The following is a 24,991-nucleotide window of genomic DNA, read 5'->3' as shown; positions in this document are numbered from 1 at the left end:
CGGGTCAGGTGTACCGCAGCGCCTGGCGATGATACATCAGTGATTCATCAAGGATCTCCGCCGGCTGCTGGCTGAGCTCAGCGCGCTGACGAACTCCCGAGCCCGCTCACCCGCATGACTCGCCGCTCCACCGCATCCAGCAGCTGGCCGCGTCCAGTCTCGACCAGGGTGAGCCAGTGGCGGGCGCGGGTGATGCCGGTGTAGACCAGCTCCCGGGTGAGGATCGGGTTGGGGGCATCGGGGAGCAGCAGGGCAGTGTGGGTGAACTCCGAGCCCTGGGACTTGTGCACCGTCATCGCGAAGACCGTCTCCACCGCCTGCAGGCGGCTGGGCAGCACCCACTTGATCTGGCCGCTGCCATCGCCGGCGGGAAAGGCGACGCGCAGCGCTGGGCCGCGGTTGGCTCCCCCGGCTGACGTTACCGACTGCGGCAGCGCCAGGGTGATGCCGATATCGCCGTTCATCAGCCCCAGGCCGTAGTCGTTGCTGGTCACCAGCACCGGGCGACCGGGGTACCAGAGCCGGCGGCCGTCGCCGCTGTCGATCAGTCCTGCCTTCTCCAGGGCGGCGCGGATGCGCTCGTTCAGCCCCTCCACGCCCCAGGGGCCGCGGCGCAGGGCGCAGAGCAGCTGGAACTGGCCGTGGGCGGCCAGCACCGCGCGGGCCCAGTCGTCCAGGGCGTCGCGCGCGACTTCGCCGTTCGCGTCCTCCGCCGGCGTGGTGGCCTCCAGGACCTCCAGGTAGTGGCGATAGCCCACCGGCGGCGGCAGGGCCTTGCCGTTCACCACACGGCCCTCGCCGGCATCGGGGAAGCCTGTGGCGTGGCCCGAGACCACTAGCCGCTCCAGGCTGCGATCCTTGTCCGTTTCCAGCTTGAGGTGGGAGAGGTCGGCGTAGCCGTGGCCCAGCACCTCGCGAATGGCGGTGCGCTTGTCCCTGCCCGGGGCGTTGCGGTTGACGGCGCTGGCAAGCTGGCCGATGCCGCTGGCCGCGTCGAAGCGGTGGCTCACCCGCAGCATGGCGATCGCCTGGTCCAGCGGGGTGCCCTCGGCGTCGAGCATTGCCGCGGGCAGCGCCTGGCCGGTGGCCTCGGCGAGCCAGCCGGCGGTCTCGGGCGTGTAGTGGCCACCCTCGGCGCGCGCGCAGAGGTCGCCAAGCACGGAGCCGGCCTCCACCGAGGCGAGCTGGTCCTTGTCGCCCAGCAGCACCAGACGCCCACGGGGCGGCAGGGCGTCGAGCAGGGCGGCCATCATCTCCACGTCGACCATGGAGGCCTCGTCCACCACCAGAACGTCCAGCGGCAGGGGATTGCGGGCGTTGTGGCGGAAGTGGCGGGTGTCGGGTCTTGAACCCAGCAGGCGGTGGAGGGTGGTAACGTCGGTGGGGATGGCCGATCTGATCCTGTTGGCACCGCTATCGCCGAAATGTCGGGCCACCAATAAATTGGGCTCCCACAATGGGTTGCTGCCCTCATCCTCCTCGGAGACTGCCAGTAGAGGGGCCAGGCTATCCAGTTGCAATGAGCCGACCTGCCCGGCGATGGATTCGTTGAGGCGTGCGGCGGCCTTGCCGGTGGGGGCGGCGAGGCGGATGCGCAGCGCACGGCGGCCCTCGCCCAGCGCCAGGGTCTGCAGCAGGGCGAGCAGCTTGACCACGGTGGTGGTCTTGCCGGTGCCGGGGCCGCCGGTGATCACCGCGAAGGGCGAGCGGGCGGCCAGGGCGCAGGCGGCCTTCTGCCAGTCGAGAGGGTCGCTGGGGGGGAAGAGGGCGGCCAGGGCCCGAGAGAGGATCGTGGTGTTCGCAGTGCTGGTGGCCGGTTCCGGGCGCCTATCGGCGCCATCGCGCAGCGGAGCTGAGCTCCTACACGGGGAGGCCTCGCCCAGCCGGCCGGCGATGTGCTGCTGGATCGAGCGCTCGTGGTGCCAGTAGCGGCGCAGATAGAGCCGGGTGCCGTCGAGCACTAGCGGCGTATTGCCCGGGCCGTGGCCGACGACAAGCGGGTGAGTGAGCGCTTCCTGCCAGTCGGCCAGCGCCAGCTCGCCGAGCAGCGCGCTGGGCCGCGGTGGCGGGTCCTCCAGGCTGTCGCCCTCCGGGGGCAGCGAGAGGGCCAGGTCCGGCTCGGCAAGGGTCTGTTCCAGGTCCAGGCAGACATGGCCGCGGCCGAGCTGGTGACTGGCCAGCGCCGCGGCCAGCAGCAGCGGGGCCGGGGCGTCGGGCACCTCCCGGGCCAGGAAGGCGGCGAAGGCCCGGTCCAGGGCACGCAGCCAGCCGCGGGCCACCCAGCGGTCGAGCAGGGCGAACAGCGCATCGAGGTCGTGCAGGGCCTCGGCGGTGGCGGCATGGGCGGTGTGCGGGTGGTCACTCATGGCTGTGCCTCCTCGGCGGTGGCGTCCTCGGGGGCGCGGAACAGGGCATCGAGCGCCTCGATCAGCTTGCGGGGCGGGCGCTCGCGGTGCACGCCGCGGGAGGGCGCGTGCTGGCCGCGCAGGAAGACATAGAGCGCCCCACCCAGGTGGCGGTCGATGTCGTAGTCCGGCAGCCGCGAGCGGAGCAGGCGATGCAGGGCCAGCAGGTAGAGGCAGTACTGCAGGTCGTAGCGCTTCTCGCGCACCGCCTCCGCCATGGCCGCCTCGGAGTAGGCCTCGTCGTCGCGGCCCAGGTGGTTGGACTTCCAGTCGAGCACGTAGAAGCGCCCCTCGTGCTCCACTACCAGATCGATGAAGCCCTTGAGCATGCCGTTGAGCCGGTCGCCCTCCAGCGCCGGGCGAGCGGCGCCGCCCAGGGAGTGAGCGCTGACGAGGGCATCCAGGCGGGCGGTGTCGACCTTGTGGGCAGAAAACCAGAACTCCAGCTCCACCTGGTAGTGAGCGCTCTCCAACCGGTCGAGGCGCAGCGGCCCCACCGGCCCCTGGGGGGCGTCCGGCACCGGCAGGTCGCTTGCCAGCAGGCCACGCAGCCAGGCCTGCAGCGCCGGGATGCGCTCGCGCCAGCCGCGCAGGTTGGCGCGCCGTGCCAGGGTGTCGTTAAGGCGCTCGGGATCGGCGGCCAGGCGGGCGAAGCCCTCCTCGCCGGCCCACTCCAGCAGGCCGTGCAGGAAGGTGCCCGCCGCCGGGCCGCGGGGGAAGGGGTGGAGTGAGCCGTCACTCACAGGCTGAGCGCTTTGCGCCTGGTCGCTGGGTTCGTCGCGCATCTCCCGGGCAGTGGCTTCAAGAGCGGTTTCGGGCTCTTCCATAAAGAGCGCGGTCTCGGGCTCTTCCTCCCCGCCTATGCGCTCGCCGCCCAGCCTCAGCGCCGAGTAGCTGGCGATCCACCAGTGTTCCCGGGCGCGGCGCGCCGGCGTCAGTGCCTCGCGCAATGCCTCGCCGTTGGCCTCGGCGGGCACCACGAGAGCGTCGGGTTCCGGCGCCGGCACCACCGTCAGCTCCGTTCCCTCTGCCCCCTGGGCGAGGGGGAAGAGGGTATCCAGCAGGCCATCCGGCGAGAGCGGTGCACCGGCGCTGAGCACCTGGCCGATGGCGCTGCGCTCGAGCCCCTTGAGCGGCGCGATGCCCAGCCAGGTGGCGTGGCGGGCGCGGGTCAGGGCCACATAGAGCTTGCGCAGGTCCTCGCCCAGGCGCTCGTCGTCGGCCCTGGCCAGGGCGGTGTCGTCGGGCGCCAGGGAGAGGCGGCGCCGGCCCGCCTCGTCGTGCCAGGTGAGCGGCAGGTCGGTGGCCTTCTTCTCGCGGAAGGCGCAGATGAAGGGCAGGAAGACCAGCGGGTACTCCAGCCCCTTGGACTTGTGGATGGTGATCACCTGCACCAGGTCGGCGTCGCTTTCCAGGCGCAGGCGGTGGGTGTCGGCCTGCTGTGGCGGCTGGGCGCGGGCCTCGCTCAGGTGGCGCAGCAGGGCGTGCTCGCCGTCGAGCTCGGCGCTGGCTTCCTGCAATAACTCGCCGAGGTGGAGCAGATCCGTGAGGTGGCGCTCACCGCTGGCGCTCCTGAGCAGGCGAGTGGGCACGGCGAAGTCGGCCAGCAGCCGGTGCAGCATGGGCAGCACGCCCTGGCGCTGCCACTGGCGGTGGTAGGTGCGGAACTGCAGCACCCGTTCCTCCCAGGCGAGCTCGTCGTGCTGCAGGGCGTCGAGTGCGGCAAGGCCCATCCCCAGGCTCGGCATGGCCAGCGCCGCATGCAGGTGTCGCTCGCTGTCGGGCTCGGCACAGGCGGCCAGCCACACCTCGAGCTCCAGGGCCGCCGGCGTCTCGAACACGCCCTCCTTGTCGGAGAGGTAGACGCTCTTGATGCCGCGCTCGAGCAGCGCACCGCGGATCGCCTTCGCCTCGTTGGCGTTGTTGACCAGCACGGCGAGGTCGGAGGGCTTGAGGGCGCGCAGGGGCTCACCCACCTCGCCGAAGCCGGTGCGCCCGGCCTGGCCCTCGCGCAGCAGCTCGGCCATGTGCGTGGCGCAGCGCGCGGCCATCTCCTTGAAGTAGGCGCCCTTGGTCAGTCCGTCGCTGTTGGCCTGGTCGCTCCCGCTCTGCAAATGCCCGCCCGTCAAATGCCAAAGTGTCATGGCGGGCAGCGGCTCGCCGTCGCGGGTCAGGGCATCCTTCCTGCCCTTGGCCTGGACCGGCAGGAAGGGTACCGGATTGTCGCCCTCGGGCGTCTTGAACAGGAAGGCGCCGCGGCCGGCGGGGGGCGATTCGGCATGGCGGAACACCCGGTTGACGGCCTCTACCATGGCGGTGGCCGAGCGGAAGTTGGTGCCCAGGGTAACGTGGCGCCCGGCAGTGTCGCGCCGCGCCTGCAGATAGGTGTGGATGTCGGCGCCGCGGAAGGCGTAGATCGCCTGCTTGGGGTCGCCGATCAGCAGGATGCCGCTGGGGTCCTGGGGATCGGGCGCCTGGGCCAGGCGGTAGACGTGATCGAAGAGTCGGTACTGCACCGGGTCGGTGTCCTGGAACTCGTCCACCAGGGCCACCGGGAACTGGCGGCGCACATGCACCGCCAGGGCCTCGCCGGCGGGGCCCTTGAGGGCGTGGTCGAGGCGCTCGAGCAGATCGTCGGGGCCGAGCTCGGCGCGGCGCTGCTGCACGCGGCGGCGGCGCTCGCTCATCCAGCGCACGGCGTGGGCCAGCAGGTCGGCGTGGGCGTCGGGCAGGGCCTGGAGCTGGTCCGGCAGCTCGGCCAGGGCGTGCAGCGCCGGGTGGTCCAGTGGCTCGCCGGTCTTCCAGATCTCGACGATGCCCGCCGGCGTCAGGCGCTTCCAGGCGGTGTCGGTGAGCGCCGGGGTCGTGAGCTCCGGGTCCCGGGCCCAGTCGCGCAACTTCTCCAGCCAGTCGGCGCGGCTTCTGCTGTTGAGCTTGCGCTGGTCGAAGGCCTTGGCGGCGGCGGCCGTTTCCAGCCGCTCGGCGAGCTCATCCAGCCAGGCGGGCCAGGGCGCCTTGAGCTCGCCCAGCACCCGGGCGCGCTCGGCCTGCATGGCGGCGAGTGCGCCTGCGGGGGGCGGGGCGTCGGGCAGCAGGTCGGCGTCGCCCTGCAGGCGGCGCACGTCCTCGGCCAGGGCGTCGGGGGTCTCCCAATAGCGGGTGACCACCGCCAGGGCCTCGGCGTCCAGGGCATAGTAGAAGCTGCGCCAGTAGTCCCGGGCGACCTCGAGCTCGAGCTCCGACTGGTCGAGGTTCATCTCCAGCGAGAAGAGGCTGCCGCTCTCGAAGGCGTGCTCGCGCAGCATGCGGTGGCACCAGGAGTGGATGGTGGAGACCGCGGCCTCATCCATCCACTCGGCGGCCAGCTGCAGGCGGCGGGCGCAGGCCGGCCAGCGCTCGCGGGGGTAGCTGTCGCGCAGGGCCAGCAGGGGGTCAGACCCCTCAGCGGACTTTGGGGTCTGACCCCAAAGGGGGCTTTGGAAGGCATCGGCGGCTTCCACCAGCCGGGCGCGGATACGGTCGCGCAGCTCTCGGGTGGCGGCGTTGGTGAAGGTCACCACCAGGATCTCGGGCGGGGTGAGGGCACGCGGGAAGCTCTCGGCGTCCTCGTCGTCGCGCGGGCCCAGCACCAGGCGCACGTAGAGCAGGGCGATGGTGAAGGTCTTGCCGGTGCCGGCGCTGGCCTCGATCAACCGGCTGCCGGTGAGTGGCAGGTGGATCGGGTCCAGGGTGGGGGGCGTCTGGTCCGGTGCGCTCATGCCTGGCCTCCCTTGCCTTTTCCATTGCTCCCTTTGGCGCTCTTGTCCCTTGGCTTCTTCACTGCGCGCAGCAGCGGGGCATAGAGCCGCTCGGCCAGCTCGGCGAAGCCGCCCCCATCCGCCGACTGGACCAGCGCCTCCAGCTCGGGCCACTGGCGCATCAGGTAGGGGTCGCGGCCGCGCTCGCCGTGGTCGTTGTTGAAGCCGCTGCCGTGGAAGGCGCTATCGGCGGCCTTCCAGGCCTTGGCGTCCTCCTCGTTGGCCTCGCCGGCCAGGCAGCGGGCCATGGCCTGGGGCGTGCCGCCCTTCTCCAGCCAGGCGAAGGCGGTGTCGCGGGCCAGCGGCAGGGGGGTGGCCATGCCGTGCTGCCAGGCGGCGGCGATGTTCGCCAGGTGCGCGCGGGCCTCGTCCGCGGGCAGCGGGTCCAGGGTGCCGCCGCCGGCGCGGGAGAGCAGGCGGGTGGTCATGGGGCCCTCGAGCTGGCCGGCCAGGTGGGCCACCCAGGGCACCAGCCAGTGCTTCCAGTGGTACTTGCCCTTGTTGACCAGGCTGCTGGTGGTCAGCAGCACCCGGCAGCGCTCGCCGGCGTCGCTTCCGCGCAGCCCGCCCAGCCAGTCCTCCAGCGCCAGGCCCTCGCCCAGCTCCCTTTGCAGGTCCAGCGAGACGGTGAGCGGCTCCTGCATAGCATGGGGCCACGCCTCGAGAACCTGGCGATACTCGGCGAACAGGCCGTCCATCGGCTCCACCAGCGCCTCGCGCATGTGCTCGGCGAAGCCGCCCATGGCCAGGCGCCCCTCGCGTTCCAGGCGGGCGAGGGTCGCCTCCAGCACTGGCTCGATGGGCTCGCCGGCCTCTACCGCCGCGCGGCTCGCCTCGATCAGCGCGTGCTGCAGCTGCCAGTGGTCGAGGCCGCCGAGCTTGAAGGGCTCGTGGTCGAGCCGCTCCATGGCATCAATCTCGAGGAAGACCTTTAGCCGGGTGGTGTAGAAGGCCTGCACCGGTGCCTTGAGGAAGTTGCCCAGCTGGGCCAGGGTCAGCGGGCTCTCCTGCCGGAAGGGGGCCAGCGGGGCGTCCTTGGCCGGCGGTGCTGCGGGCTCGGCGTCGGGGCGGTGCAGCTCACGCCACTCGTGGGCGTAGGTGGCCAGTTCCGAGCCTTCCCTGAAGTACTCGATGCTGAACGGCTGCAGCGGGTGCTCGGTGGTCAGTGCGGCCAGCAGCGCCTGGCCGTCGGTATCGTCTGCTTTTCCGGCCAGCTGCCAGCCGTGAGCGAGATGGTCACGCAGCTGGCCAAGCAGCACCGAGGGCGGCTGCTCGCTGTTGTCGATGATGCTGCGCCCCACCCAGCTGATGCTCAGCCGGTCGCGGGCCGAGAGCAGCGCCTCGAGGAACAGGTAGCGGTCGTCCTCGCGGCGCGAGCGGTCGCCTGGGCGGTAGTCCTGGGCCATCAGGTCGATGTCCAGCGGGCGCTGGACCCGCGGGTAGTCGGCGTCGTTCATGCCCAGCAGGCAGACGTGGCGGAAGGGGATGGCGCGCATCGGCATCAGGGTGGCGATGTTCACCGCCCCGGCCAGGAAGCGCTGGGAGAGGCTCGCCTCGTCCACCTGGGCGAGCCAGTGCTCGCGCACCACCGAGAGCGGCAGGGGCTCGGTGAGCCCGGCCTCCTCGGCGCTCTCCTGCCAGGCGTCGAGGGCCTGCTCGAGCCGGGTCAGCGCCATCAGGTCCTGGTCGGAGTCGGCCAGGAAGCAGGCCTCCAGCAGGCCGCGCAGCCGCTCGCCCCAGGTGGCTACATCGCAGGGTTCGGCAAGCGTTTGCCACTGGACCTCCAGGGTATCGATCAGGCTGACCAGCGGGCCGGCGAGTGCCGCCTCCAGCCCGCCGATGTCGTCATAGGGTTCCACCCCCTGCCAGGGGCCGTCGGCGGCGTCGCCCACCGCATAGCCCAGCAGCAGCCGGCGCAGGCCGAAGGCCCAGGTGTTGGCGGTGAGTCCTTCCGGCAGGTCGAGGCTCTGGCGCTGGCGGGCGTCGAGCCCCCAGCGGATGCCGGCGCCCTCGATCCAGCGGCGCAAGGTGGGCAGGCCGGCCTCGGCAATGCCGAAGCGCGCGCGAACCGCCGGCACCTCCAGCAGGTCGAGCAGGTCGCTCACCGAGAGGCGCAGCTCCGGCAGGCGCAGCAGCGATTCCAGCGCGATCAGCAGCGGCAGGCGGTGGCGGCTGGCCTGGTCGGAGAGGGTGAAGGGGATATGGCGCGGGTCGTCGGCATCGAGGCGGCCGAACACCGCCTGCACCGCGGCGGCGTACTGGTCGACGTCGGGCACCATCACCAGGATGTCGCGGGACTTGAGGGTCGCATCCTCGCTGAAGGCGGCGAGCAACTGGTCGTGGAGGATCTCCACCTCGCGCAGGGCGCTGTGGGCGACCTGGAAGCGCAGCGAGCGGTCGCGGGCCGGATCCACGGCGGGCCAGGTCGCGCGGGTCTCGGCCAGCGGGCGCAGCTCGAGGATGTCGTCCTGCAGCTGGCGCAGCAGGCTGGGCTCACGCGCTCCCTCGCCCTCACTGTCATCCAGTGGCGAGTCGAAGAGGTCGATGCGCAGCGCCTCGCCCTCGAACAGGCCGCGATAGGCCTGCTGTTCGTCGAACTCGTCGAGCAGGCGCAGGTAGTCGCGGCCCTGCTTGCCCCAGGCGGCCAGCAGCGGCTGGGCGTGGAGGTGCAGCTCGGTCTCGGCCAGGTCCGCCGGCATGCCGGGGCGGCGCTGCTGGCGCCTGCGTTCCGCCCGCAGCAGGTCCTTGTGCTCGATGATGTCCGCCCAGTAGTGGCGGCAGGGGTTGTGGACACAGAGCAGCACCTGGCTGACCCGCGCCATGGCGGCCAGCGCCTCCAGGGTCTGGGCGGGCAGCGAGGAGATGCCGAACACGATCACCCGGCGCGGCAGCCCCGCTGGCCTGCGCTGTTCAAAGGACAGCTGAGGGCTCTCGGTCGTCAGCGCCTGGCATGCCTCGAGGAAGCGCTCATGCACCGCCGCGCGGCTGGAGGCCAGGCCTTGCGCACCGATGTCATCCCTGAGCGCGCGCCACAGTTCGGCCTGCCAGCGCTGCTCCTCGGCCAGCGGGCGGGCCTCGCCGCGGGCGGTGAGGATCACGTCCTCGCCCGACGCCCAGGCCGCCAGCCAGTCGGCGCGGTAGACCTGGTACTGGTCGAACAGGTCGGCCAGACGCTCGGCCAGCTGGTGGCGCTTGCGCAGGTCGTCATCGTCCTCCAGGAAGCGTGCCAGGGGCGCGAAGGTAGGGGCGTCGAGCAGGGCGGGCAGCAGGCGCATCAGCCGCCACACCAGCCGCGGCTTGTCGAAGGGCGAGACCGGCGGCACCTCGTTTTCGCCCAGCACGCTGCGGTAGGCCTGCCACAGGAAGCGCGCCGGCAGGGTCACGTCGAGGGCGGCGGCGATGCCGGCGCCGCCGTTGGCGCGGTCCTCGGCGAGTGCCAGCTTGAGCCACTGGCTGATGCCGTTGCTCTGCACCAGGATCGTCTCGTTCTCCAGCGGCGAGAGCGGGTGGCGGCGCATCCACTCCACCGCCAGGCCGCGCAGCGCCTCCAGGCGGTTGCCGTGGATCACCATGAAGCCGGGCTGCAGGGAGGCGTCGTCGAGGGCGGGCATGGCGCGGTTCCTTCGCTGGGTGCCGGGGTGGTCTGTTCAATGGTGCCATATTCGCGGGGCGCGGGTTGCCTTGCGTCCTTGTCACTTTCCCGGGGGCCTGCTTGACTGGCCCTCGCGCCCGCCGACGAAGGGAATCCCGACATGACCCAACCGCTGACCCGCCACAATCGCGCCCGCCAGGTCCTCGATGAGATCCGTGCGGCCAATGCCTCGCTCACCGACCAGGACCGGGCGGCCAAGTACGCCAAGCTCGCCGCATCGCCCTACCGCTTCTTTCGCGGCACCAACCACCTCTACTGGCGGGATGTCTGGCACGACTGGCGCTTCGCGCTGTTCGGCGGCCTGCCGGAGACCCAGACCTGGCTACAGGGCGACGCCCATGCCTACAACTTCGGCGCCTACGGCCACCACGACGACGCCGTGCGCTACGGCATGGACGACTTCGACGACGCCATGATCGGCGACTACCAGTATGACCTGTGGCGCCTGGCCATCAGCCTGGTGCTGGATGCCCAGGAGAATACGAGCCTGTCCGGCAAGGCAGTTCGCAAGGCGCTGAAGGCGCTGGTCACCAGCTACCACGACGAGCTGGCCGGCCACGTGGAGGGCGAGGTGCCCGGCGCGGTGACGCTGGCCACCGCGAGGGGGCCGCTCGGGCCCTTCATGAAGAAGGTGGGCAGGAAGAAGAGCCGGGCGAAGATGCTAGAGAAGTGGACCGAGGTCAGCGACGACGGCCGGCACTTCGCCGAGCGCCCCGAGAAGCTGGCGGCCCTGCCGGCGCACCTGGCCAGCCAGCTGCGCAAGGCGGTCGAGGAGGAGTACCGCCAGACCCTGGGCGGCGCCCGGAGTGAGGCCGAGGAGGGGCACTTCCGCGTCAAGGACATGGCCCGGCGCCTCGATGCTGGCACCGGCTCGCTGGGTCTCGAGCGCTTCTATGTGCTGATCGAGGGCGGACGGGACCACGAGCACGACGACGTCATCCTCGATATCAAGCAGCAGACCCCGCCGGAGGGGTGGCGGCTGATGGACGGCACCGAAAAGCGTGCCTGGCGCCGCGCCTTTCCCCACGAGGGGATGCGCCACGCTGCCGCCTTCACCGCCATCGCCGAGCACCCCGACCCCTACCTGGGCTGGCTGCAGCTGGGCGCCACGGTGTTCTCGGTGCGCGAGCGCTCGCCCTACAAGGAGGACTTCCCGACTCACAAGCTCGATGGCGCCAAGCCCTACCGCCAGCTGGTCAGGCAGTGGGGGCGCATCCTGGCCCGGGAGCACCTGCGTGGCGCCCATGCCCTGAGCCCCGACGACCCCGGATGCTTCGCCCGCGCCGTCGGTGCCTGCGTCGAGGGACGGCTCGAGCGCTGTGTGGACATGGTGACCACCCTGGCGCTGAGCTATGCCGACTGCGTGCGCCAGGACTATCGCACCTTCCTGGCATGGCACGACCAGGCTCCCTCGTGAGAAGTGGGCGGCGCCTCCCGTGGCCATGGCGCCGTGAACTATGCTGGTAAGAAGGCCGGTGCATGGTCCCGGTTTATCCCTGAAGACTCGAAAGGAGGCATGTCATGACAGGCTTCGTTACTAACTTCACCCCCATCGCCAGGGGCGCCGCGTGCTCGATCGCCGTCGCGCTGCTGCTGGCGGCGCCCGCCGTGGCCAGTGAGGGCCATGACCTCACCTTCACCGGCGATGGCTCCTTCATCGGACCGCACGGCGGCCAGGCCGTCCAGGTGGCGCTCTACGACGTGGCCGCCGGGGAGGTCGTGGCCACCGAATCCGGCAGCGTTGCGGCGGAGGAGGGGCCGGCCTTCTCCTTCAGCTTCCCCGGCGCGCTGGAGGAGGGCCTTCTCTACGACGTTCACTACTGGATCGATTCCAACTTCGGCGGCGGCAGCGAGGGCAGCTGCGACCCGGTGAACGTCGACCACCAGTGGCGCGTTGCCCTTACCGATGTCACCGAGTCGGTCAGCCTCGAGGTGGCCCACGACCCCGCCGAGCAGGCGCCCGTCTGCACCAGCTTCGAATAGTCGCGTCGGCGTTCCTTGGACAATCGAGGCCCGCGGGGGCGACACTCACGGGCCCGATCCATGACGCGAGACCACACCATGAGCGACTACCTGCTGGAGGAGCACGGGCTGAGCCCGGGCAAGATCTACCGCCTGCTCTCGGGCAGCATCTGCCCGCGCCCCATCGCCTGGGTCTCGACCCGGGACGCGGCGGGCAACACCAACCTGGCGCCCTTCTCGTTCTTCAACGTGGTGAGCGTGAACCCGCCGGTGCTGGGCTTCTCGCCGCTGCTCGACGGCGATGCCAACCCCAAGGACACGATCCGCAACCTCGACGAGGTGGCCGAGTGCGTGGTGCACATCAGCGGCGAGGGGCTGGTCGAGGAGATGAACGCCACCAGCGCGGGGCTTGAGCACGGCGATGACGAGTTCGTCCACGCCGGGCTGGAGAAGGTCGCCATGCCCGGCGTCTCGGTGCCGCGGGTGGCCGGCGCCCCGGTGGCCTTCGGCTGCCGGCTGCGCGAGATCATCCGCTTCGGCGACCAGCCGCTGGCCGGCAACCTGGTGCTGGCCGAGGTGGTGTCGATCCACGTCGACGACGCCCTGTGGGACGGCCGCCACGTCAGCGCCGAGGGGCTCAGGCCCATCGGGCGCATGGCCGGCAACGACTATGCCCGCTGCACCGACCTCTTCGAGGTGGAGCGCCCTGCCTCGGGCAGTGCCATGAGCCGCCAGCAGCGCGGCGGCTGACGGGTGACCCTCATGGTCTTTTCTCTGGTTCTTCGCAAATTGGCGTGATGTTGTTCGGCAAGAAAGAACGTAGGTCGCCCTCCCGTGGGAGCGATCTTCAGATCGCGAAAGAAGGCCGGAGGCCTTCCCAGCAATAGCCACTCAGCCCAGGGCGCCTGTCGGCGCCATTCGTCGAAGCGTCGAACCGGCAATAAATTGCGCTCCCACAAGGGTTCTTCGCCTCCTTCACGCCTAAATGCGATGATCCTTTTCTCTTGCCTGACGCCTAGCCGGGTAGACCCAGCCGGTCGGCGAGCTCATGGAAGTCGTCGGCCACCAGGTCGACGCAGGGATCGACGGTCAGGTCGGGCGTGGCGTCGGGGCCATGCTCCAGGGGGCGTTTGACGAAGGCGGTGCGAAAGCCCTCGCGGTGGGCGGCCTGGAGGTCGTCCATGTGGGCGGCGACCATCAGGATCCGCTCGGGCGGCTGGTCGAGCAGGCGGGCGGCCATGCGGTAGACCTCGGGGTCGCGCTTGTAGTGGCCGGCGAGCTCCGCCGAGAGCACGCAGTCCCAGGGCAGGCCGGCGCGCTTGGCCATGTTGACCAGCAGCGAGACGTTGCCGTTGGAGAGCGTGGCCAGCACGTAGCGCTCGCGCAGGCGGGCCAGGCCGGCCACGCTGTCCGGCCAGGGATCCAGGCGGTGCCAGACGCGGTTGAAGTGCTCCCGCTCGGCCTCGTCGAGGGCGTCGGCGATGCCGAAGTCGTCCAGCAGGCGGTCGAGGGTCATGCGGTGCAGGTCATCGAGGCGCGTCCAGGGCAGCTCGCCGCGGCGCACCCGGTCTATGGCGGGCGCATAGCCGCCGCGCCAGGCGTCGGCGAAGGCCGCCCAGTCCACCCTCAGGCCCAGCCGGGCGCCCAGCGCCTCGCTCTCGCGGATGACGCTGCTGCGCCAGTCCACCACGGTACCGAAGACATCGAAGGTTAGGGCCCTGACATCGGCCAGGGCGGCAGGTAGTTGCGGCATCATGCGTTCTCCAGGGCCTCCTCGAGCAGCTCAAGGCGGTCCTGGCCCCAGAAGGGTTCGCCGTCGAGCAGATACCAGGGGGCCCCGAAGCAGCCATCGGCCAGCGCGGCCTGGCAGGCTTCGTCCAGCCGCCGCTGTCCCGCCTCGCTCTCGGCCTCCTCCAGCAGGGCCGCGCCGTCCAGCCCGCAGGCCTCGGCGATCTCCTGCAAGGTCCCGGGGTCGGCGATGTCCCGCTCCTCCGCCCAGCAGGCCCGCATCAGCGCAAGCGACAGCCCGGCGATGTCGTGCCCCCGGGCCTTGGCTGCGAGCGCCAGCCGGGCCGCTGGGCGGTCGTCGGTGGGGAAGTGCGCCGGCTCCAGGTTGAGGGGGATGCCCAGCCGCTGGGGCCAGCGCCTGAGTTCGGCCATACGGTAGGCCTGGCGCTCGGGGGCGCGCTTGGCCAGCGGCAGCCCGCCGGTGCGGGGGAAGATCGCCCCGAGGGTGATCGGCACGTAGTCGATGCCGGCCCCGTGGCGGGCGGCGATCTCGCCGAGGCGCGTGTGGCCCAGGTAGCTCCACGGCGAGATATGGGTGTAGTAGTAGCGGATCGTGGTCGGCACGGTTGCCCCTCAGCGGTAGGTGTCCTGGTACTGGTCGCGCAGCTGGTTCTTCTGCACCTTGCCCATGGTGTTGCGCGGCAGGCTGTCGGCGAAGAAGACCCGCTTGGGCTGCTTGTACTTGGCCAGCTGGCCCTGGAGGTGGTCGAGCACTTGCGCCTCGTCGAGGCTCGCCCCCGGCTCGGGCACCACCACGGCGGTCACCCCCTCGCCCAGGTCGTAGTGGGGCAGGCCGATCACCGCCGATTCGTGGACCCCCTCCAGCTCGTCGATCACCTGCTCGACCTCCTTGGGGTAGACGTTGTAGCCGCCGGAGATCACCAGGTCCTTGTCGCGGCCGACGATATGCACGTAGCCGCGTTCGTCGACCATCGCCAGGTCGCCGGTGACGAAGAAGCCGTCCTCGAGGAGCTCCTCGCGGGTCTTCTCGGGCATCCGCCAGTAGCCGACGAAGACGTTGGGCCCGCGGATCTCGAGCATGCCGATCTCGCCCTTCGGCACCGGCTCGTGGGTCTCGCGGTCGGTGATGCGGTACTCCACGCCGGGCAGCGGCATGCCCACGGTGCCGGCGCGGCGCTCGCCGTCGTAGGGGTTGGAGAGGTTCATGTTGGTCTCGGTCATGCCGTAGCGCTCGAGGATGGCATGGCCGGTCTTCTGCTCGAACTCGCGGTGGGTCTCGGCGGTCAGCGGCGCCGAGCCGGAGACGAACAGGCGCATGTTGGCGGTGACCTCCGGCGTCAGGCGCGCGTCGGCCGTAAGCCGGGTGTAGAAGGTCGGCACGCCCATCAGCACCGTGCCGCGGGGCAGCTCCTCGAAGATCACGTCGGCGTCGAACTTCGGCAGGAAGAGCATGCTGGAACCGGCCATCAGGGTGACGTTGCAGGCCACGAAGAGGCCGTGGGTGTGGAAGATCGGCAGGGCATGGATCAGCCGGTCCGCCTCGCTGAAATGCCAGGCCTCGGCCAGGGTGGCGGCGTTGGAGCCCAGGTTGCGGTGGGTGAGCATGGCGCCCTTGGAGCGCCCGGTGGTGCCCGAGGTGTAGAGGATCGCCGCCAGGTCGTTGTCGTCGCGCTCGACGATGGCGTCGTGGGGCGTGGCGTTCCCGGCCGCCTCCATCAGGCTGCCGTCGGCCGCCGTGCCCAGGGTGGCGACCTGCGGGCAGCCGGTGTCGGCGGCGATGCTGCGGGCGTTCTCCGCATCCGCCGGGCGGCAGACGAACAGTGCCGGCTCGGCATCGGCGAGGAAGTAGTGGATCTCCTCCCCGGTGTAGCCGGTGTTGAGCGGCAGGTAGACGCCGCCCACGCGCAGGCTGGCCAGGTAGAGCAGGATCGCCTCGGGGCTCTTGTCGACCTGCACCGCCACCCGGTCGCCCGGCGTCACGCCCAGCTCGATCAGGGCACCGGCCAGGCGTTCGGTGGTGGCCAGGGCCTCGGCGTGGCTGTAGCCGCGGCCCTGGCGGGTGGTGATGAAGTCGGCGTCGCCGCGCTCGCGCATGCGTCGGGCGAAGGTGGCGAAAAGGTTCTGGTTCATTTGCTTGTCTCTCCCTTGGCCAGCTTCCTGGCCTTGCGCGCGAGGTCCTTGACCTCGCTCGAGCGGGCCACGGTGGCGTTGGCGGTGTAGTTCTCGTGGTTGCGCTCGATGTCGTCGAGCACGTAGAGGTAGTTGACCATCAGGCCGGCGGCCTGCTTCAGGCCCTTCTTCGAGACGTCGCCCAGCCAGTTGATGCGGTGCAGCTCGGCGCCGTTGCCCAGGTGGAAGCGGGCCACCGGGTTGAGCGGCAGCCCGCGGGCGTTCTTCTCGTCGACCAGGTAGCGGGCGGCCAGCGGCTTGAGCACCGCCCTGAGGCGCTCGGCCCGCTCGGCGTCCTCGTGCCACGCCGGCGTCTCCAGCTCGGCCAGGGTCTCGCGCACCGCCTCGGGCAGGGTCTCGTCATCGCGCCGCTCGGCCAGCCACTGGGCGAAGCCGGGCACCGGCGAGAGGGTGACGAAGTGCCTGAGCTGGGGCAGCTCCTGCTTGAGCTCCTGGACCACCTGCTTGATCAGGAAGTTGCCGAAGGAGATGCCGCGCAGGCCGGTCTGGCAGTTGCTGATGCCGAAGAAGGCGGCGGTGTCCGCCTCCTCGGGCTCCTCCACGCCGCTGTCCTCGCCGGCCAGTATCGGCTGGATGCGCGCCGGCAGCCCCTTGTGCAGGGCCACCTCCACGAAGATCAGCGGGTCGTCGCCGATCGCCGGGTGGAAGAAGGCGAAGCAGCGCCGGTCGCGGGCGTCCAGCCGGCGGCGCAGGTCGTCCCAGTCGCGGATCTCGTGCACCGCCTCGTAGCGGATGATCTTCTCCAGTATGGAGGCCGGGGTGTCCCAGTCGATGCGCTTGAGCATCAGGAAGCCGCGGTTGAACCAGGAGCCGAACAGGTGGGCGAAGTCGGCGTCGATGGCCGAGAGCTCGGGCTGCTCGCGCAGTAGGCCGAGCAGGTCCTCGCGCATGTGCACCAGCTCGACGGTGCCACCGCTGGTCAGGTTGAGGCGGCGGATCAGCTCCTGGCGGCGTGGCTCGCAGGCCTCGAACAGCGCCTCCAGGCTGGCGTTGTCGCGCTGCTCGGCATAGCGCGCGTAGGCCGCGTCGATCTGTGCCGGCTCGGCGGCGAAGTCGCTGGCCAGCCGCTCGAAGAAGCGCTGCCGCTCCTCCGGCGCGAGGCGCTGGTACATGCCCAGGGCACGGCTGGCCAGGGCGATGCTCGAGGCCTCGCCGTCGCTCTCCAGCAGGCGCTGGCAAGCCTCCACCAGGCGGCGGTGGTCCGGCGGCGTCCCGTCGCCCTGGCGGCGACGCAGCAGGGCGTCGCGCTGGGTGATCGACTGGAACATCTCCTGCAGGAAGGTCATGTTCATGATGGCGGTGTCTCCTTCAGCCCATGAGCAGGTCGGGTAGCCACAGGGCCAGTCCCGGGAACAGGCAGAGCAGCAGGATCCCCAGCACCATGCACAGCGCATAGGGCAGGCTACCCATCAGCACGTTACGCAGCGAGATGTCTGGCGCGATGCTGTTGATGATGAAGAGGTTGAGGCCCACCGGTGGCGTGATCAGGCCGATCTCCAGGTTGATGGTCAGGATCACCGCGAACCAGTAGGGATCGAAGTTGGCCGAGAGGATGATCGGCAGCAGGATCGGCGCCGTCATCACGATCACCGCCACCGGAGGCAGGAAGAAGCCGGCGACCAGCAGGAAGACGTTGATGACCCCCATCAGCACCCAGCGGTTGACCTCCAGGTCGGCGATGGCGCCGGCCACGGTCTGGGTGATGAACAGCGACGACAGCGCATAGGCGAAGACCTCGGCGGCGGCGATGATCAGCATGATCATCACGCTCTCGCGCAGCGAATCGCGCATGATCAGCTTGATGGGCTTCACCTGCCACATGCGGTAGATGATGATGGCCAGCGCCAGGCACAGGAAGGCGCCCACGCCGGCGGCTTCCGAGGGTGTGGCCACGCCGCCGTAGAGGGCGAAGAGGATGCCGAGCACCACGGCCAGGAAGGGCAGCACCCGCACCAGCGCCTTGAGGTTGGCGTCGACGTTCTCGCGCACGCTGCGCTTGATGCTCTCGGTGGCCGTGACCATGGGAGTACCGTAGCCGCCGGCCAGCTTGCAGGCGATCAGCGTCCAGACCATGAACAGCCCGGCGAGCATGAAGCCGGGGACCACGCCGGCGATGAACAGGCGGCCGATGGAGGTCTCGGTGGAGATGCCGTAGATGATCATGGTCACCGAGGGCGGGATCAGGATGCCCAGGGTGCCGCCCGCGGCGATACAGCCGGCGGCGACGCCGTCGGGATAGCCGCGCTTGCGCATCTCGGGGATGCCCATCTTGCCGATGGCCGCGCAGGTGGCGGGTGACGAGCCGGATAGTGCCGAGAACACGGTGCAGGCGCCGATGTTGGAGATCGCCAGGCCGCCCGGCAGCTTGCCGAGCCACAGGTCCAGCGAGCGATAGAGGTCGCGTCCGGTGGGCGACGAGGCCACCGCGGCGCCCATCATGATGAACATCGGGATGGCGACGAAGCCGAACTCGGCAATGCGATCGAAGAAGGTCTCGCCGAAATAGGTCAGCTCCGCCATGCCGCGGTCGGCGACCAGGGCGATCAGGGAAACGGCGCCCAGGGCGAAGGCGATCGGCGTGCCGATGGCCATCAGCACGATCAGGCCGATGGCGACGAGAATGCCGGCAGTTACGGGATCCATGCTCACTCCTCCCCACGCAGGATTTCGGCGACGTACTGCAGCGTCAGCAGGGTGATGCCGACGGCCATGGGCAGCAGGGCCGGCCACAGGGGCGGGTTCCATACGGAACCGGTGGTCCAGCCGCCATGCCAGGCCTCGGCGACATAGATCCAGGAGGCGTAGGCCAGGGCGGCACAGAAGCCGAGGCCGACAAGGGACGCGGCTAGTCGCATGAGGCGGCGCGGCCAGCCTGACAGCATGTCGGGCAGCACGGTGACGGCGACATGGCCGCCGGTCATCAGCACATAGGGGCTGCCCAGCAGCATGGCCGCGGTGACGGAGAAGACGGTGAACTCGGTCTGCCAGCTGGTGCTCTGCTCGAGGATGTAGCGGACGAACACCATCTGGCACACGACGACCACCCCGGCGATGAATAGCGCCGCGGCGAGATAGGCGGTGGCACCAGAGAGCCTGTCCATCAGGCGTATATAGCCGCCGACGAGCCCGCCGGGCGTCGTGGCGTCGGTGCGGGAGTGTTCCATGAGGCCCTCCGATATGACGGGATGGCCGCCCTCGCAGGGGCGGCCGGTCGGGTACGAGTGGATCGGAGCGTTGGCGTCATTCCACCGCGAGGGCGGCGTCGATCAGGGCCTGGCCGTTCTCGACATCATTGGCGAAGTTCTTGTAGGAGCTCTGCTTGGCGATCTCCAGCCAGGCGTTGTAGTCCGCCTCGCTCATGCTGACCACCTCGACGCCGTTCTCCTCGAAGACGTCGACCATCTGCTGGTCGATGGCGGCGGCCTCGGCGGCGAAGAAGTCCTCGGCCTCCTGGCTAGCCGACATCAGCGCCTCCTGCTGCGCCTCGTCGAGCTCCTGCCAGACCTGCTCGGAGATCAGGATCGGCTCGTACATGAACCACAGGGCGTGCTCGCCGGGTTCGGTCAGGCAGTCCACCTGCTCGTAGAGGCGGTAGGAGACGAAGGACATGGAGGAGGTGTTGGCGGCGTCCAGCACGCCGGTCTGCATGGCGGTGTAGATCTCCGAGGAAGGCATGGAGGCGATCGAGGCACCGGCGGCCTCCAGCATCTGCTCGAAGGCGGGCCCGGCGGCGCGGAAGTTCTGGCCTTCCACGGTGTCCGGCGAGGTGATGCAGTTCTGGCTGGAGGCGAAGGCCCCCGAGAGCCAGGCATCGGCCAGTACCCGGGCGCCGCCTTCCTGGATGACCTCCTTGATCATGTCCATGAACTCGGAGTCGTTGAGGCGCTGGGCGTGCTCGTGGTTTCGCACCAGGCCGGGCATCAGGGTCGCCGAGAACTCCGGGTGGCGGCCACTGGCGTAATCGAGCGGCAACGCGGTGATGTCCAGGCGGCCGCGAACCAGGGCGCCCCACTGCTCGTCGGCCTTGAACAACGACTGGCCGGGATAGACCTGGATCTCCAGGCCGACGTCGGCCTCGGCGACCTTGTCGGCCATCATCTGCACCATCTCGTCGCGCACGTCCCCCTGCCCCCCGGGGAACTGGTGGGAGGCGCGCAGCACGGTCTGGGCGGAGGCGACGGAGCTTGCGGCGAGGGCGGCCAGGGCCAGGCCCGCCACGACGGGGGTGAGTGAGGGTTTCATGGCATCTCCAGAGACATTGTTGTTGTGGATTGAGTTGTTGTGGATCGAGTTGTTGTGAAATGAAATGTCCATCAGCTTCGCTGATGTATACATCAATAGACCCATGGCTATACTAGTGTCAATTTGGTCGGGCTAGACAAAGGTGGAAGCCCTGCCGCGTTCAGCGTCGAGCCGGCGCAGGGAAGGAGGGGGAAAACCGCATGAAACGCTCCAACGCCCAGCGGCTCCGGGATGCCCTGGAGGACGACATCATCAATGGCCGCCGGGCGCCCGGCGAGCGCCTCGACCCCGAGGCCCTGTGCCGCGACTTCGAGGTGTCGCGCACCCCGGTACGCGAGGCCATCCAGCAGCTGGTGGCCAGCGGCCTGGTGACGGTGACGCCGAAGAAGGGCACCTTCGTCGCCCGGGTGGGCCTCGACCAGCTGGTCGAGATGTTCGAGGTGATGGCGGAGCTGGAGGGCATGTGCGGACGCCTCGCCGCGCGGCGCATCACCGAGGAGGAACTCGGTGCCCTGCGCGAGGCCCTGGTGCGCTGCGAGGCCGCGGCCGAGGCCGGCGACACCGACGAGTACTACTACGAGAACGAGGGCTTCCACCATGCCATCTACGCGGCCAGCCACAACGGCTTCCTGGCCGAGGAGGCGCGCCAGCTCAAGCAGCGCCTCAAGCCCTATCGCCGCCTGCAGCTGCAGGTCCGCAAGCGCATGGGCCGTTCCCTGGATGAGCATCGCGAGATCCTCGCAGCCATCGAGCATGGCGACGCCGAGGAGGCGGAACGCCTGCTGCGCGAACACGTGGTGATCCAGGGCGAGCGCTTCAGCGACTTCGTCTCCAGCGTGCGCCACTTCGGGGCCCAGCTCGACGCCGTCTGACGGCGACGGTCGACCCGCGGAAATCACCCCGGCCGGACGCTTTCCTCTGCTTCAAAGCAGCCCCAGCGGGACCTCTCCCGCCTCGTGGGCGAGCAGCCACTGCTTGCGCCCCAGGCCGCCGGCATAGCCGGTCAGGCGACCGTCGCTGCCGATCACCCGGTGGCAGGGCACCACGATGGCGAGGGGATTCTTCGCGTTGGCGGCGCCCACCGCGCGCTGGCCGCCCTTGCAGCGCAGCTGCTCGGCGATCTCGGCGTAGTTGCGCGTCTCGCCGAAGGGGATGGTGGCGAGGGCCGCCCAGACCCGCTGCTGGAAGTCGGTGCCGGTCGGCGATAGCGGCAGGTCGAAGTCATGGCGGGCCCCGGCGAAGTAGTCCGCCAGCTGCTCCCGGGCGCGCTCGGTCAGCGCGTTCGGCCGTGCGGGGACGTCGGCCCTCTCGACGAACTCGATCCCGGTGATGCCGGTGGCGCTGGCATGGATGCGCACCAGGCCCAGGGCGTCGCTGCCGGGCGGGCGGTAGTGGTCCAGGTAGTGATCGGAAGAGGGATCGCGGCTCATCGTCTGGTCTCCAGGGTAGCGACTCTCCCTTGAGTGTATCGCAACGTGCCCCGCTGTCAGCGGGAAGCGGTCATGCTGCCGGCGAGCACCAGTACCGCCGCCACCGGCAGCCGCCAGTCCGGCGTGGTGATCCCGGCCAGCACCAGGAACAGCGTGGCGAGTACCGGTACGGCGTGGGCCAGGTTGCCGACCCGCCGTGCTTGCGGGTCGCGCATGGCGCGGTCCCAGGCGAGCATGGCGATGCCGTAGGGGCCCAGGCCCAGGGCCGCGGTGGCCAGCAGTGCCGGGGGCGAGGGCAGTTCGCTGACCCCCTCCAGCACCAGGCTGGCGACACCGGTCATGACGCTGGCCGTGAGCAGCAGGTGCGGCATGCGTTCGCCGAGACGCCAGCCCGGGACCTGGCAGGCCAGCGAGTAGAGCGCCCAGCACAGCGCCGCCACCAGCGCCAGCCCGTAGCCGCCCCAGGCACCGGAGAATCCGCCTGCCAGGACCTGGGGCGCGACCAGCAGCGCGGCGCCCGAGAACGCCAGCAGGGCCCCGCCGAGGGTGGCGAGCGGCAGGCGCCCCAGCGCCAGCCAGCGGCTCGCCAGCAGGAACAGCACCGGCCAGGTGTAGGTAAGCAGCGCGGCCTCTGCGGGGGGCGCCAGGGAGAAGCTGGCGAAGCAGGCCCCCACCGCCCCGGCCATCAGCAGCGGTACCCCGGCATGGACCACAACGCCATGGCCCCGGGAGAGCCTCGCGCCGCGGCGCTGGCCACGCCGTGCCATGGGCAGGGTGCCGAGCGCCCCGGCCAGCAGCGCCTGGGCCGAGAGGCGCAGCGGCGGCAGCTCGCCCGCCTGGGCAACCAGCAGCGGTACCAATGCCCAGAGCACCACCGCCAGGGCGGCGGCGCTGCCGCCGAGCCAGGGGGCGCGAATGAGCCGAGAGGTATGGAGCTGCATGGTCATGGCCTCCGATATCGTATGGACGAGTGCGGGTGGATGGTGCCGCCATGCTATCCATGCCATATTCATCACGATAACGATCTTTATTGATCCCATTCATCAAGACTGGTGATGGTTTGATGCGTGCCCCGACCCTCGATCTCGCCCTGCTGCGCACCCTGGTGGCCGTCGCCGATACCGGCAGCGTCACCGCTGCCGCGCGGCGCCTGGCCTATACCCAGTCCACCGTCAGCATGCAGCTGCAGCGCCTGGAGGGCGCGCTGGGCGTCTCCCTGCACGAGCGGGAAGGTCGCCGCCTGCGCTTTACCGCCGAGGGGGATCGCCTGCTGGGCCATGCCCGCCGGCTGCTGGCGCTCAATGACGAGGCCCTGGCCGACATGCGGGCTCGACGCGTCACCGGTGAGCTGAACCTGGGGATTCCCGAGGACTACGCCAGCCTGCTCACCTCGGTGTTCTCCTGGTTCCACCAGCTCTACCCCGAGGTGGGCCTGCAGGTGACCTGCGGCACCAGCGCCCACCTGATGGAGCGAGTGCGCGCCGACGAGCTGGACCTGGCGCTGGTCACCCGCCAGCGCAATTCGCCCGGCGGCGAGATGATTCGCCGCGAGCCGCTGGCCTGGGCGGTGGGGCTGCAGCACCAGCCCGCGCTGACCGACCCGCTGCCCCTGGGGCTCTACTCCCCCGGGGCCGACCTCTTCCGCGAGGTGGCCGAGCAGGCGCTGGCCGCCGCCGGCCGCGACTGGCGGGTGGCCTACATGAGCCAGTCGATGGTCGGCCTGGGGCCGGTGGTGCAAGCGGGGCTGGCCATCGTGGTGGTGACCCGCAGCATGCTGACGCCGCAGCTGCGCGCCCTGGACGAGTCGAGCGGCCTGCCGCCGCTGCCCGCCGTGGAGCTGGCCCTGCACCGGGCCGCGCGGCGGCCCACCGAGCCGGCCCGGCGCCTGGCCGAGTTGATCCGCGAGCAGCTCTCGCCGGTGGCATCCGCGGATTGAGCGCGCCGGCCGGCGATGGTCACCATGGCTCGAAAGCGGTAATTCCGAGCGTTATACTCGGGTATTAATCCCCAGGCCCAGCCTCGGCCGTCGACCGGAGTCGCCATGTTTCCCGAGTTCACCCTTCGCTACGCCCGCCTGCCCGAGCACTTCTTCCTGCGCTTCGACCCCGTGCCCGTGAAGGCCCCGAAGCTGGTGGCCTTCAACCGGCCGCTGGCCGAGCAGCTGGGCTTCGACCTGGCCGCCTTCGACGCGCACCAGGCCGCCGAATGGTTCGCCGGCAATGCCGTGCCGGCAGGCGCCGAGCCGGTGGCCCAGGCCTATGCCGGCCACCAGTTCGGCCACTTCAACCCGCGCCTCGGTGACGGCCGGGCGGTGCTGCTCGGAGAGGTGACCGACTGCGAGGGGCGGCTGCGCGATATCCAGCTCAAGGGCGCCGGGATGACGCCCTTCTCGCGCGGCGCCGATGGCCGTGCCCCGCTCGGCCCGGTGCTTCGCGAGTACCTGGTCAGCGAGGCGATGCATGTGCTGGGCGTGCCCACCACCCGGGCGCTGGCCGCGGTGACCACCGGCGAGCGCGTGTTCCGGCGCGTACCGGAACCTGGCGCCGTGCTGACCCGCGTCGCCGCCAGCCACCTCCGCGTCGGTACCTTCCAGTACTTCGCCGCCCGGGACGACATCGAGGCGGTGCGTACCCTGGCCGACATGGCCATCGAGCGGCACTACCCCCATCTTCTGGGGCCCGAGCTCGCCGACGTGGCCGAGGGCGAGCGCTACCTGGCGCTGGTGGAAGCGGTGGCCGCGCGCCAGGCAACGCTGGTGGCCAAGTGGATGGGGCTGGGCTTCATCCACGGGGTGATGAACACCGACAACTGCAGCATCGCCGGCGAGACCATCGACTACGGCCCCTGCGCCTTCATGGAGGCCTATGACCCCGCCACGGTGTTCAGCTCCATCGACGAGGGCGGCCGCTACGCCTACCGCAACCAGCCGTGGATCGCCCAGTGGAACCTGGCGCGCTTCGCCGAGACGCTGATTCCGCTGATCGATGGCGACCAGGAGCGTGCGATAGAGAAGGCCACCGAGGTCATCAAGCGCTATGAACCGTTGTACGAGGCCGAGTGGCTGGCGGTGATGCGCGGGAAGCTGGGGCTGACGAAGGAGGAGGAGGGCGACCGCGCCCTGGTTGATGCCTTCCTCGAGGCCCTGCAGGCCGGCCGCGCCGACTTCACCCTGGCCTTCCGCTACCTGGCCGAGGCGGTCGAGGGGGACGCCCCCGCGCTGCTCGAGCTCTTCGAGGCCCGCGAGGGCATCGAGGCCTGGCTGCCGCGCTGGCGCGAGCGGCTGGCCCGCGAGGACAACGGCCCAGCGGAGATCGCCGCGCGGATGCGCGCGGTCAACCCGCTCTACATCCCCCGCAACCACAAGGTGGAGGAGGCCCTGGCCGCCGCCGCCGAGGGCGACCTCGCGCCCTTCGAGGCCCTGCGCGAGGTGCTGGCCGACCCCTTCACCGAGCAGCCCGGCCGCGAGGCGTACGCCCGGCCGGCGCCGCCTACCGAGGCCGTCTTCCGCACCTTCTGCGGGACCTGACCGCCGCTATTCGGCAGGGCGGCAATAATAAGACGCCC

18 protein-coding genes are annotated in these 24,991 nt (G+C 70.4%); 6 read left to right on the top strand and 12 right to left on the bottom strand.

The window, feature by feature from the left end; translation table 11 throughout:
• Positions 1 to 77: 77 nt before the first annotated feature.
• Genes recD through recC form a run of 3 tightly spaced genes read right to left on the bottom strand, consistent with a single transcriptional unit; the run spans position 78 to position 9,813 of the window.
• A complete protein-coding gene (recD, locus tag M8009_RS09165) occupies positions 78 to 2,366 on the bottom strand; it encodes an exodeoxyribonuclease V subunit alpha (RefSeq protein ID WP_250060519.1) in 2,289 nt (762 codons plus the stop codon).
• Positions 2,363 to 6,163, bottom strand: a complete 3,801-nt coding sequence (gene recB, locus M8009_RS09160; protein ID WP_250060518.1) for an exodeoxyribonuclease V subunit beta — start codon at positions 6,161 to 6,163, stop codon at positions 2,363 to 2,365. The genes recD and recB overlap by 4 nt, the downstream gene beginning before the upstream one ends.
• Positions 6,160 to 9,813, bottom strand: coding sequence for an exodeoxyribonuclease V subunit gamma (gene recC, locus M8009_RS09155; RefSeq protein ID WP_250060517.1), 3,654 nt, complete (start codon positions 9,811 to 9,813; stop codon positions 6,160 to 6,162). Before recC ends, recB begins: the two co-directional genes overlap by 4 nt.
• Positions 9,814 to 9,954: 141 nt before the next feature.
• Between recC and M8009_RS09150 the strand changes: the two genes are divergently transcribed.
• From M8009_RS09150 to M8009_RS09140, 3 genes are all read left to right on the top strand, one after another.
• Entirely contained in the window at positions 9,955 to 11,271 is a 1,317-nt protein-coding gene (locus M8009_RS09150) for a DUF2252 domain-containing protein (protein ID WP_250060516.1), read from the top strand.
• 104 nt (positions 11,272 to 11,375) lie between these two features.
• Positions 11,376 to 11,837: a hypothetical protein gene (locus M8009_RS09145; protein ID WP_250060515.1), complete on the top strand. Its 462-nt coding sequence runs from the start codon at positions 11,376 to 11,378 to the stop codon at positions 11,835 to 11,837.
• 78 nt (positions 11,838 to 11,915) lie between these two features.
• Positions 11,916 to 12,566: a flavin reductase family protein gene (locus M8009_RS09140; RefSeq protein WP_250060514.1), complete on the top strand. Its 651-nt coding sequence runs from the start codon at positions 11,916 to 11,918 to the stop codon at positions 12,564 to 12,566.
• Positions 12,567 to 12,831: 265 nt separating this feature from the next.
• Here the strand turns inward: M8009_RS09140 and M8009_RS09135 are convergent, their stop codons facing one another.
• From M8009_RS09135 to dctP, 7 genes are all read right to left on the bottom strand, one after another.
• A complete protein-coding gene (locus tag M8009_RS09135) occupies positions 12,832 to 13,572 on the bottom strand; it encodes a haloacid dehalogenase type II (RefSeq protein WP_250060513.1) in 741 nt (246 codons plus the stop codon).
• Positions 13,569 to 14,168, bottom strand: a complete 600-nt coding sequence (locus M8009_RS09130; protein ID WP_250060512.1) for a 2-hydroxychromene-2-carboxylate isomerase — start codon at positions 14,166 to 14,168, stop codon at positions 13,569 to 13,571. The genes M8009_RS09135 and M8009_RS09130 overlap by 4 nt, the downstream gene beginning before the upstream one ends.
• A 9-nt stretch (positions 14,169 to 14,177) precedes the next feature.
• Complete coding sequence (locus M8009_RS09125) at positions 14,178 to 15,695, bottom strand: malonate--CoA ligase (protein ID WP_250060511.1); 1,518 nt, start codon at positions 15,693 to 15,695, stop codon at positions 14,178 to 14,180.
• Positions 15,692 to 17,047: a malonyl-CoA decarboxylase gene (locus M8009_RS09120; RefSeq protein ID WP_250060510.1), complete on the bottom strand. Its 1,356-nt coding sequence runs from the start codon at positions 17,045 to 17,047 to the stop codon at positions 15,692 to 15,694. The genes M8009_RS09125 and M8009_RS09120 overlap by 4 nt, the downstream gene beginning before the upstream one ends.
• A 16-nt stretch (positions 17,048 to 17,063) precedes the next feature.
• Positions 17,064 to 18,398, bottom strand: coding sequence for a TRAP transporter large permease (locus tag M8009_RS09115; protein ID WP_250060509.1), 1,335 nt, complete (start codon positions 18,396 to 18,398; stop codon positions 17,064 to 17,066).
• Between the two features lie 2 nt (positions 18,399 to 18,400).
• A complete protein-coding gene (locus M8009_RS09110; RefSeq protein WP_250060508.1) occupies positions 18,401 to 18,919 on the bottom strand; it encodes a TRAP transporter small permease subunit in 519 nt (172 codons plus the stop codon).
• A 76-nt stretch (positions 18,920 to 18,995) separates the two neighbouring features.
• Positions 18,996 to 19,997, bottom strand: a complete 1,002-nt coding sequence (gene dctP, locus M8009_RS09105; RefSeq protein WP_250060507.1) for a TRAP transporter substrate-binding protein DctP — start codon at positions 19,995 to 19,997, stop codon at positions 18,996 to 18,998.
• A 200-nt stretch (positions 19,998 to 20,197) separates the two neighbouring features.
• Here dctP and M8009_RS09100 point away from each other — a divergent pair, with 200 nt between their 5' ends.
• A complete protein-coding gene (locus M8009_RS09100; RefSeq protein WP_250060506.1) occupies positions 20,198 to 20,869 on the top strand; it encodes a GntR family transcriptional regulator in 672 nt (223 codons plus the stop codon).
• 51 nt (positions 20,870 to 20,920) lie between these two features.
• Here M8009_RS09100 and M8009_RS09095 read toward each other — a convergent pair whose 3' ends face one another.
• Together M8009_RS09095 and M8009_RS09090 are read right to left on the bottom strand one after the other, a co-directional pair.
• Positions 20,921 to 21,427, bottom strand: a complete 507-nt coding sequence (locus M8009_RS09095; RefSeq protein ID WP_250060505.1) for a methylated-DNA--[protein]-cysteine S-methyltransferase — start codon at positions 21,425 to 21,427, stop codon at positions 20,921 to 20,923.
• Positions 21,428 to 21,483: 56 nt separating this feature from the next.
• Positions 21,484 to 22,368 (bottom strand): DMT family transporter, encoded by an 885-nt coding sequence (locus M8009_RS09090; protein WP_250060504.1) that lies wholly within the window; start codon positions 22,366 to 22,368, stop codon positions 21,484 to 21,486.
• Positions 22,369 to 22,490: 122 nt separating this feature from the next.
• Between M8009_RS09090 and M8009_RS09085 the strand changes: the two genes are divergently transcribed.
• Together M8009_RS09085 and M8009_RS09080 are read left to right on the top strand one after the other, a co-directional pair.
• A complete protein-coding gene (locus tag M8009_RS09085) occupies positions 22,491 to 23,363 on the top strand; it encodes a LysR substrate-binding domain-containing protein (RefSeq protein WP_250060503.1) in 873 nt (290 codons plus the stop codon).
• Positions 23,364 to 23,468: 105 nt separating this feature from the next.
• Positions 23,469 to 24,953, top strand: coding sequence for a protein adenylyltransferase SelO (locus tag M8009_RS09080; protein WP_250060502.1), 1,485 nt, complete (start codon positions 23,469 to 23,471; stop codon positions 24,951 to 24,953).
• Positions 24,954 to 24,991: the final 38 nt, after the last annotated feature.

It is taken from the genome of Halomonas gemina (assembly GCF_023554995.1).
GTDB classification, from domain to species: domain Bacteria; phylum Pseudomonadota; class Gammaproteobacteria; order Pseudomonadales; family Halomonadaceae; genus Halomonas; species Halomonas gemina.
Note: the sequence above shows the minus strand (reverse complement) of the source record. Positions and strands in the feature narration are given on the sequence as shown.

Excerpts from the sequence above, each read along its gene's own strand:
- recD (WP_250060519.1), bottom strand. The coding sequence starts at position 2,366 with ATGAGTGACCACCCGCACACCGCCCATGCCGCCACCGCCGAGGCCCTG.
- recB (WP_250060518.1), bottom strand. The coding sequence starts at position 6,163 with ATGAGCGCACCGGACCAGACGCCCCCCACCCTGGACCCGATCCACCTG.
- recC (WP_250060517.1), bottom strand. The coding sequence starts at position 9,813 with ATGCCCGCCCTCGACGACGCCTCCCTGCAGCCCGGCTTCATGGTGATC.
- M8009_RS09150 (WP_250060516.1), top strand. The coding sequence starts at position 9,955 with ATGACCCAACCGCTGACCCGCCACAATCGCGCCCGCCAGGTCCTCGAT.
- M8009_RS09145 (WP_250060515.1), top strand. The coding sequence starts at position 11,376 with ATGACAGGCTTCGTTACTAACTTCACCCCCATCGCCAGGGGCGCCGCG.
- M8009_RS09140 (WP_250060514.1), top strand. The coding sequence starts at position 11,916 with ATGAGCGACTACCTGCTGGAGGAGCACGGGCTGAGCCCGGGCAAGATC.
- M8009_RS09135 (WP_250060513.1), bottom strand. The coding sequence starts at position 13,572 with ATGATGCCGCAACTACCTGCCGCCCTGGCCGATGTCAGGGCCCTAACC.
- M8009_RS09125 (WP_250060511.1), bottom strand. The coding sequence starts at position 15,695 with ATGAACCAGAACCTTTTCGCCACCTTCGCCCGACGCATGCGCGAGCGC.
- M8009_RS09120 (WP_250060510.1), bottom strand. The coding sequence starts at position 17,047 with ATGAACATGACCTTCCTGCAGGAGATGTTCCAGTCGATCACCCAGCGC.
- M8009_RS09115 (WP_250060509.1), bottom strand. The coding sequence starts at position 18,398 with ATGGATCCCGTAACTGCCGGCATTCTCGTCGCCATCGGCCTGATCGTG.
- M8009_RS09110 (WP_250060508.1), bottom strand. The coding sequence starts at position 18,919 with ATGGAACACTCCCGCACCGACGCCACGACGCCCGGCGGGCTCGTCGGC.
- dctP (WP_250060507.1), bottom strand. The coding sequence starts at position 19,997 with ATGAAACCCTCACTCACCCCCGTCGTGGCGGGCCTGGCCCTGGCCGCC.
- M8009_RS09100 (WP_250060506.1), top strand. The coding sequence starts at position 20,198 with ATGAAACGCTCCAACGCCCAGCGGCTCCGGGATGCCCTGGAGGACGAC.
- M8009_RS09095 (WP_250060505.1), bottom strand. The coding sequence starts at position 21,427 with ATGAGCCGCGATCCCTCTTCCGATCACTACCTGGACCACTACCGCCCG.
- M8009_RS09090 (WP_250060504.1), bottom strand. The coding sequence starts at position 22,368 with ATGCAGCTCCATACCTCTCGGCTCATTCGCGCCCCCTGGCTCGGCGGC.
- M8009_RS09085 (WP_250060503.1), top strand. The coding sequence starts at position 22,491 with ATGCGTGCCCCGACCCTCGATCTCGCCCTGCTGCGCACCCTGGTGGCC.
- M8009_RS09080 (WP_250060502.1), top strand. The coding sequence starts at position 23,469 with ATGTTTCCCGAGTTCACCCTTCGCTACGCCCGCCTGCCCGAGCACTTC.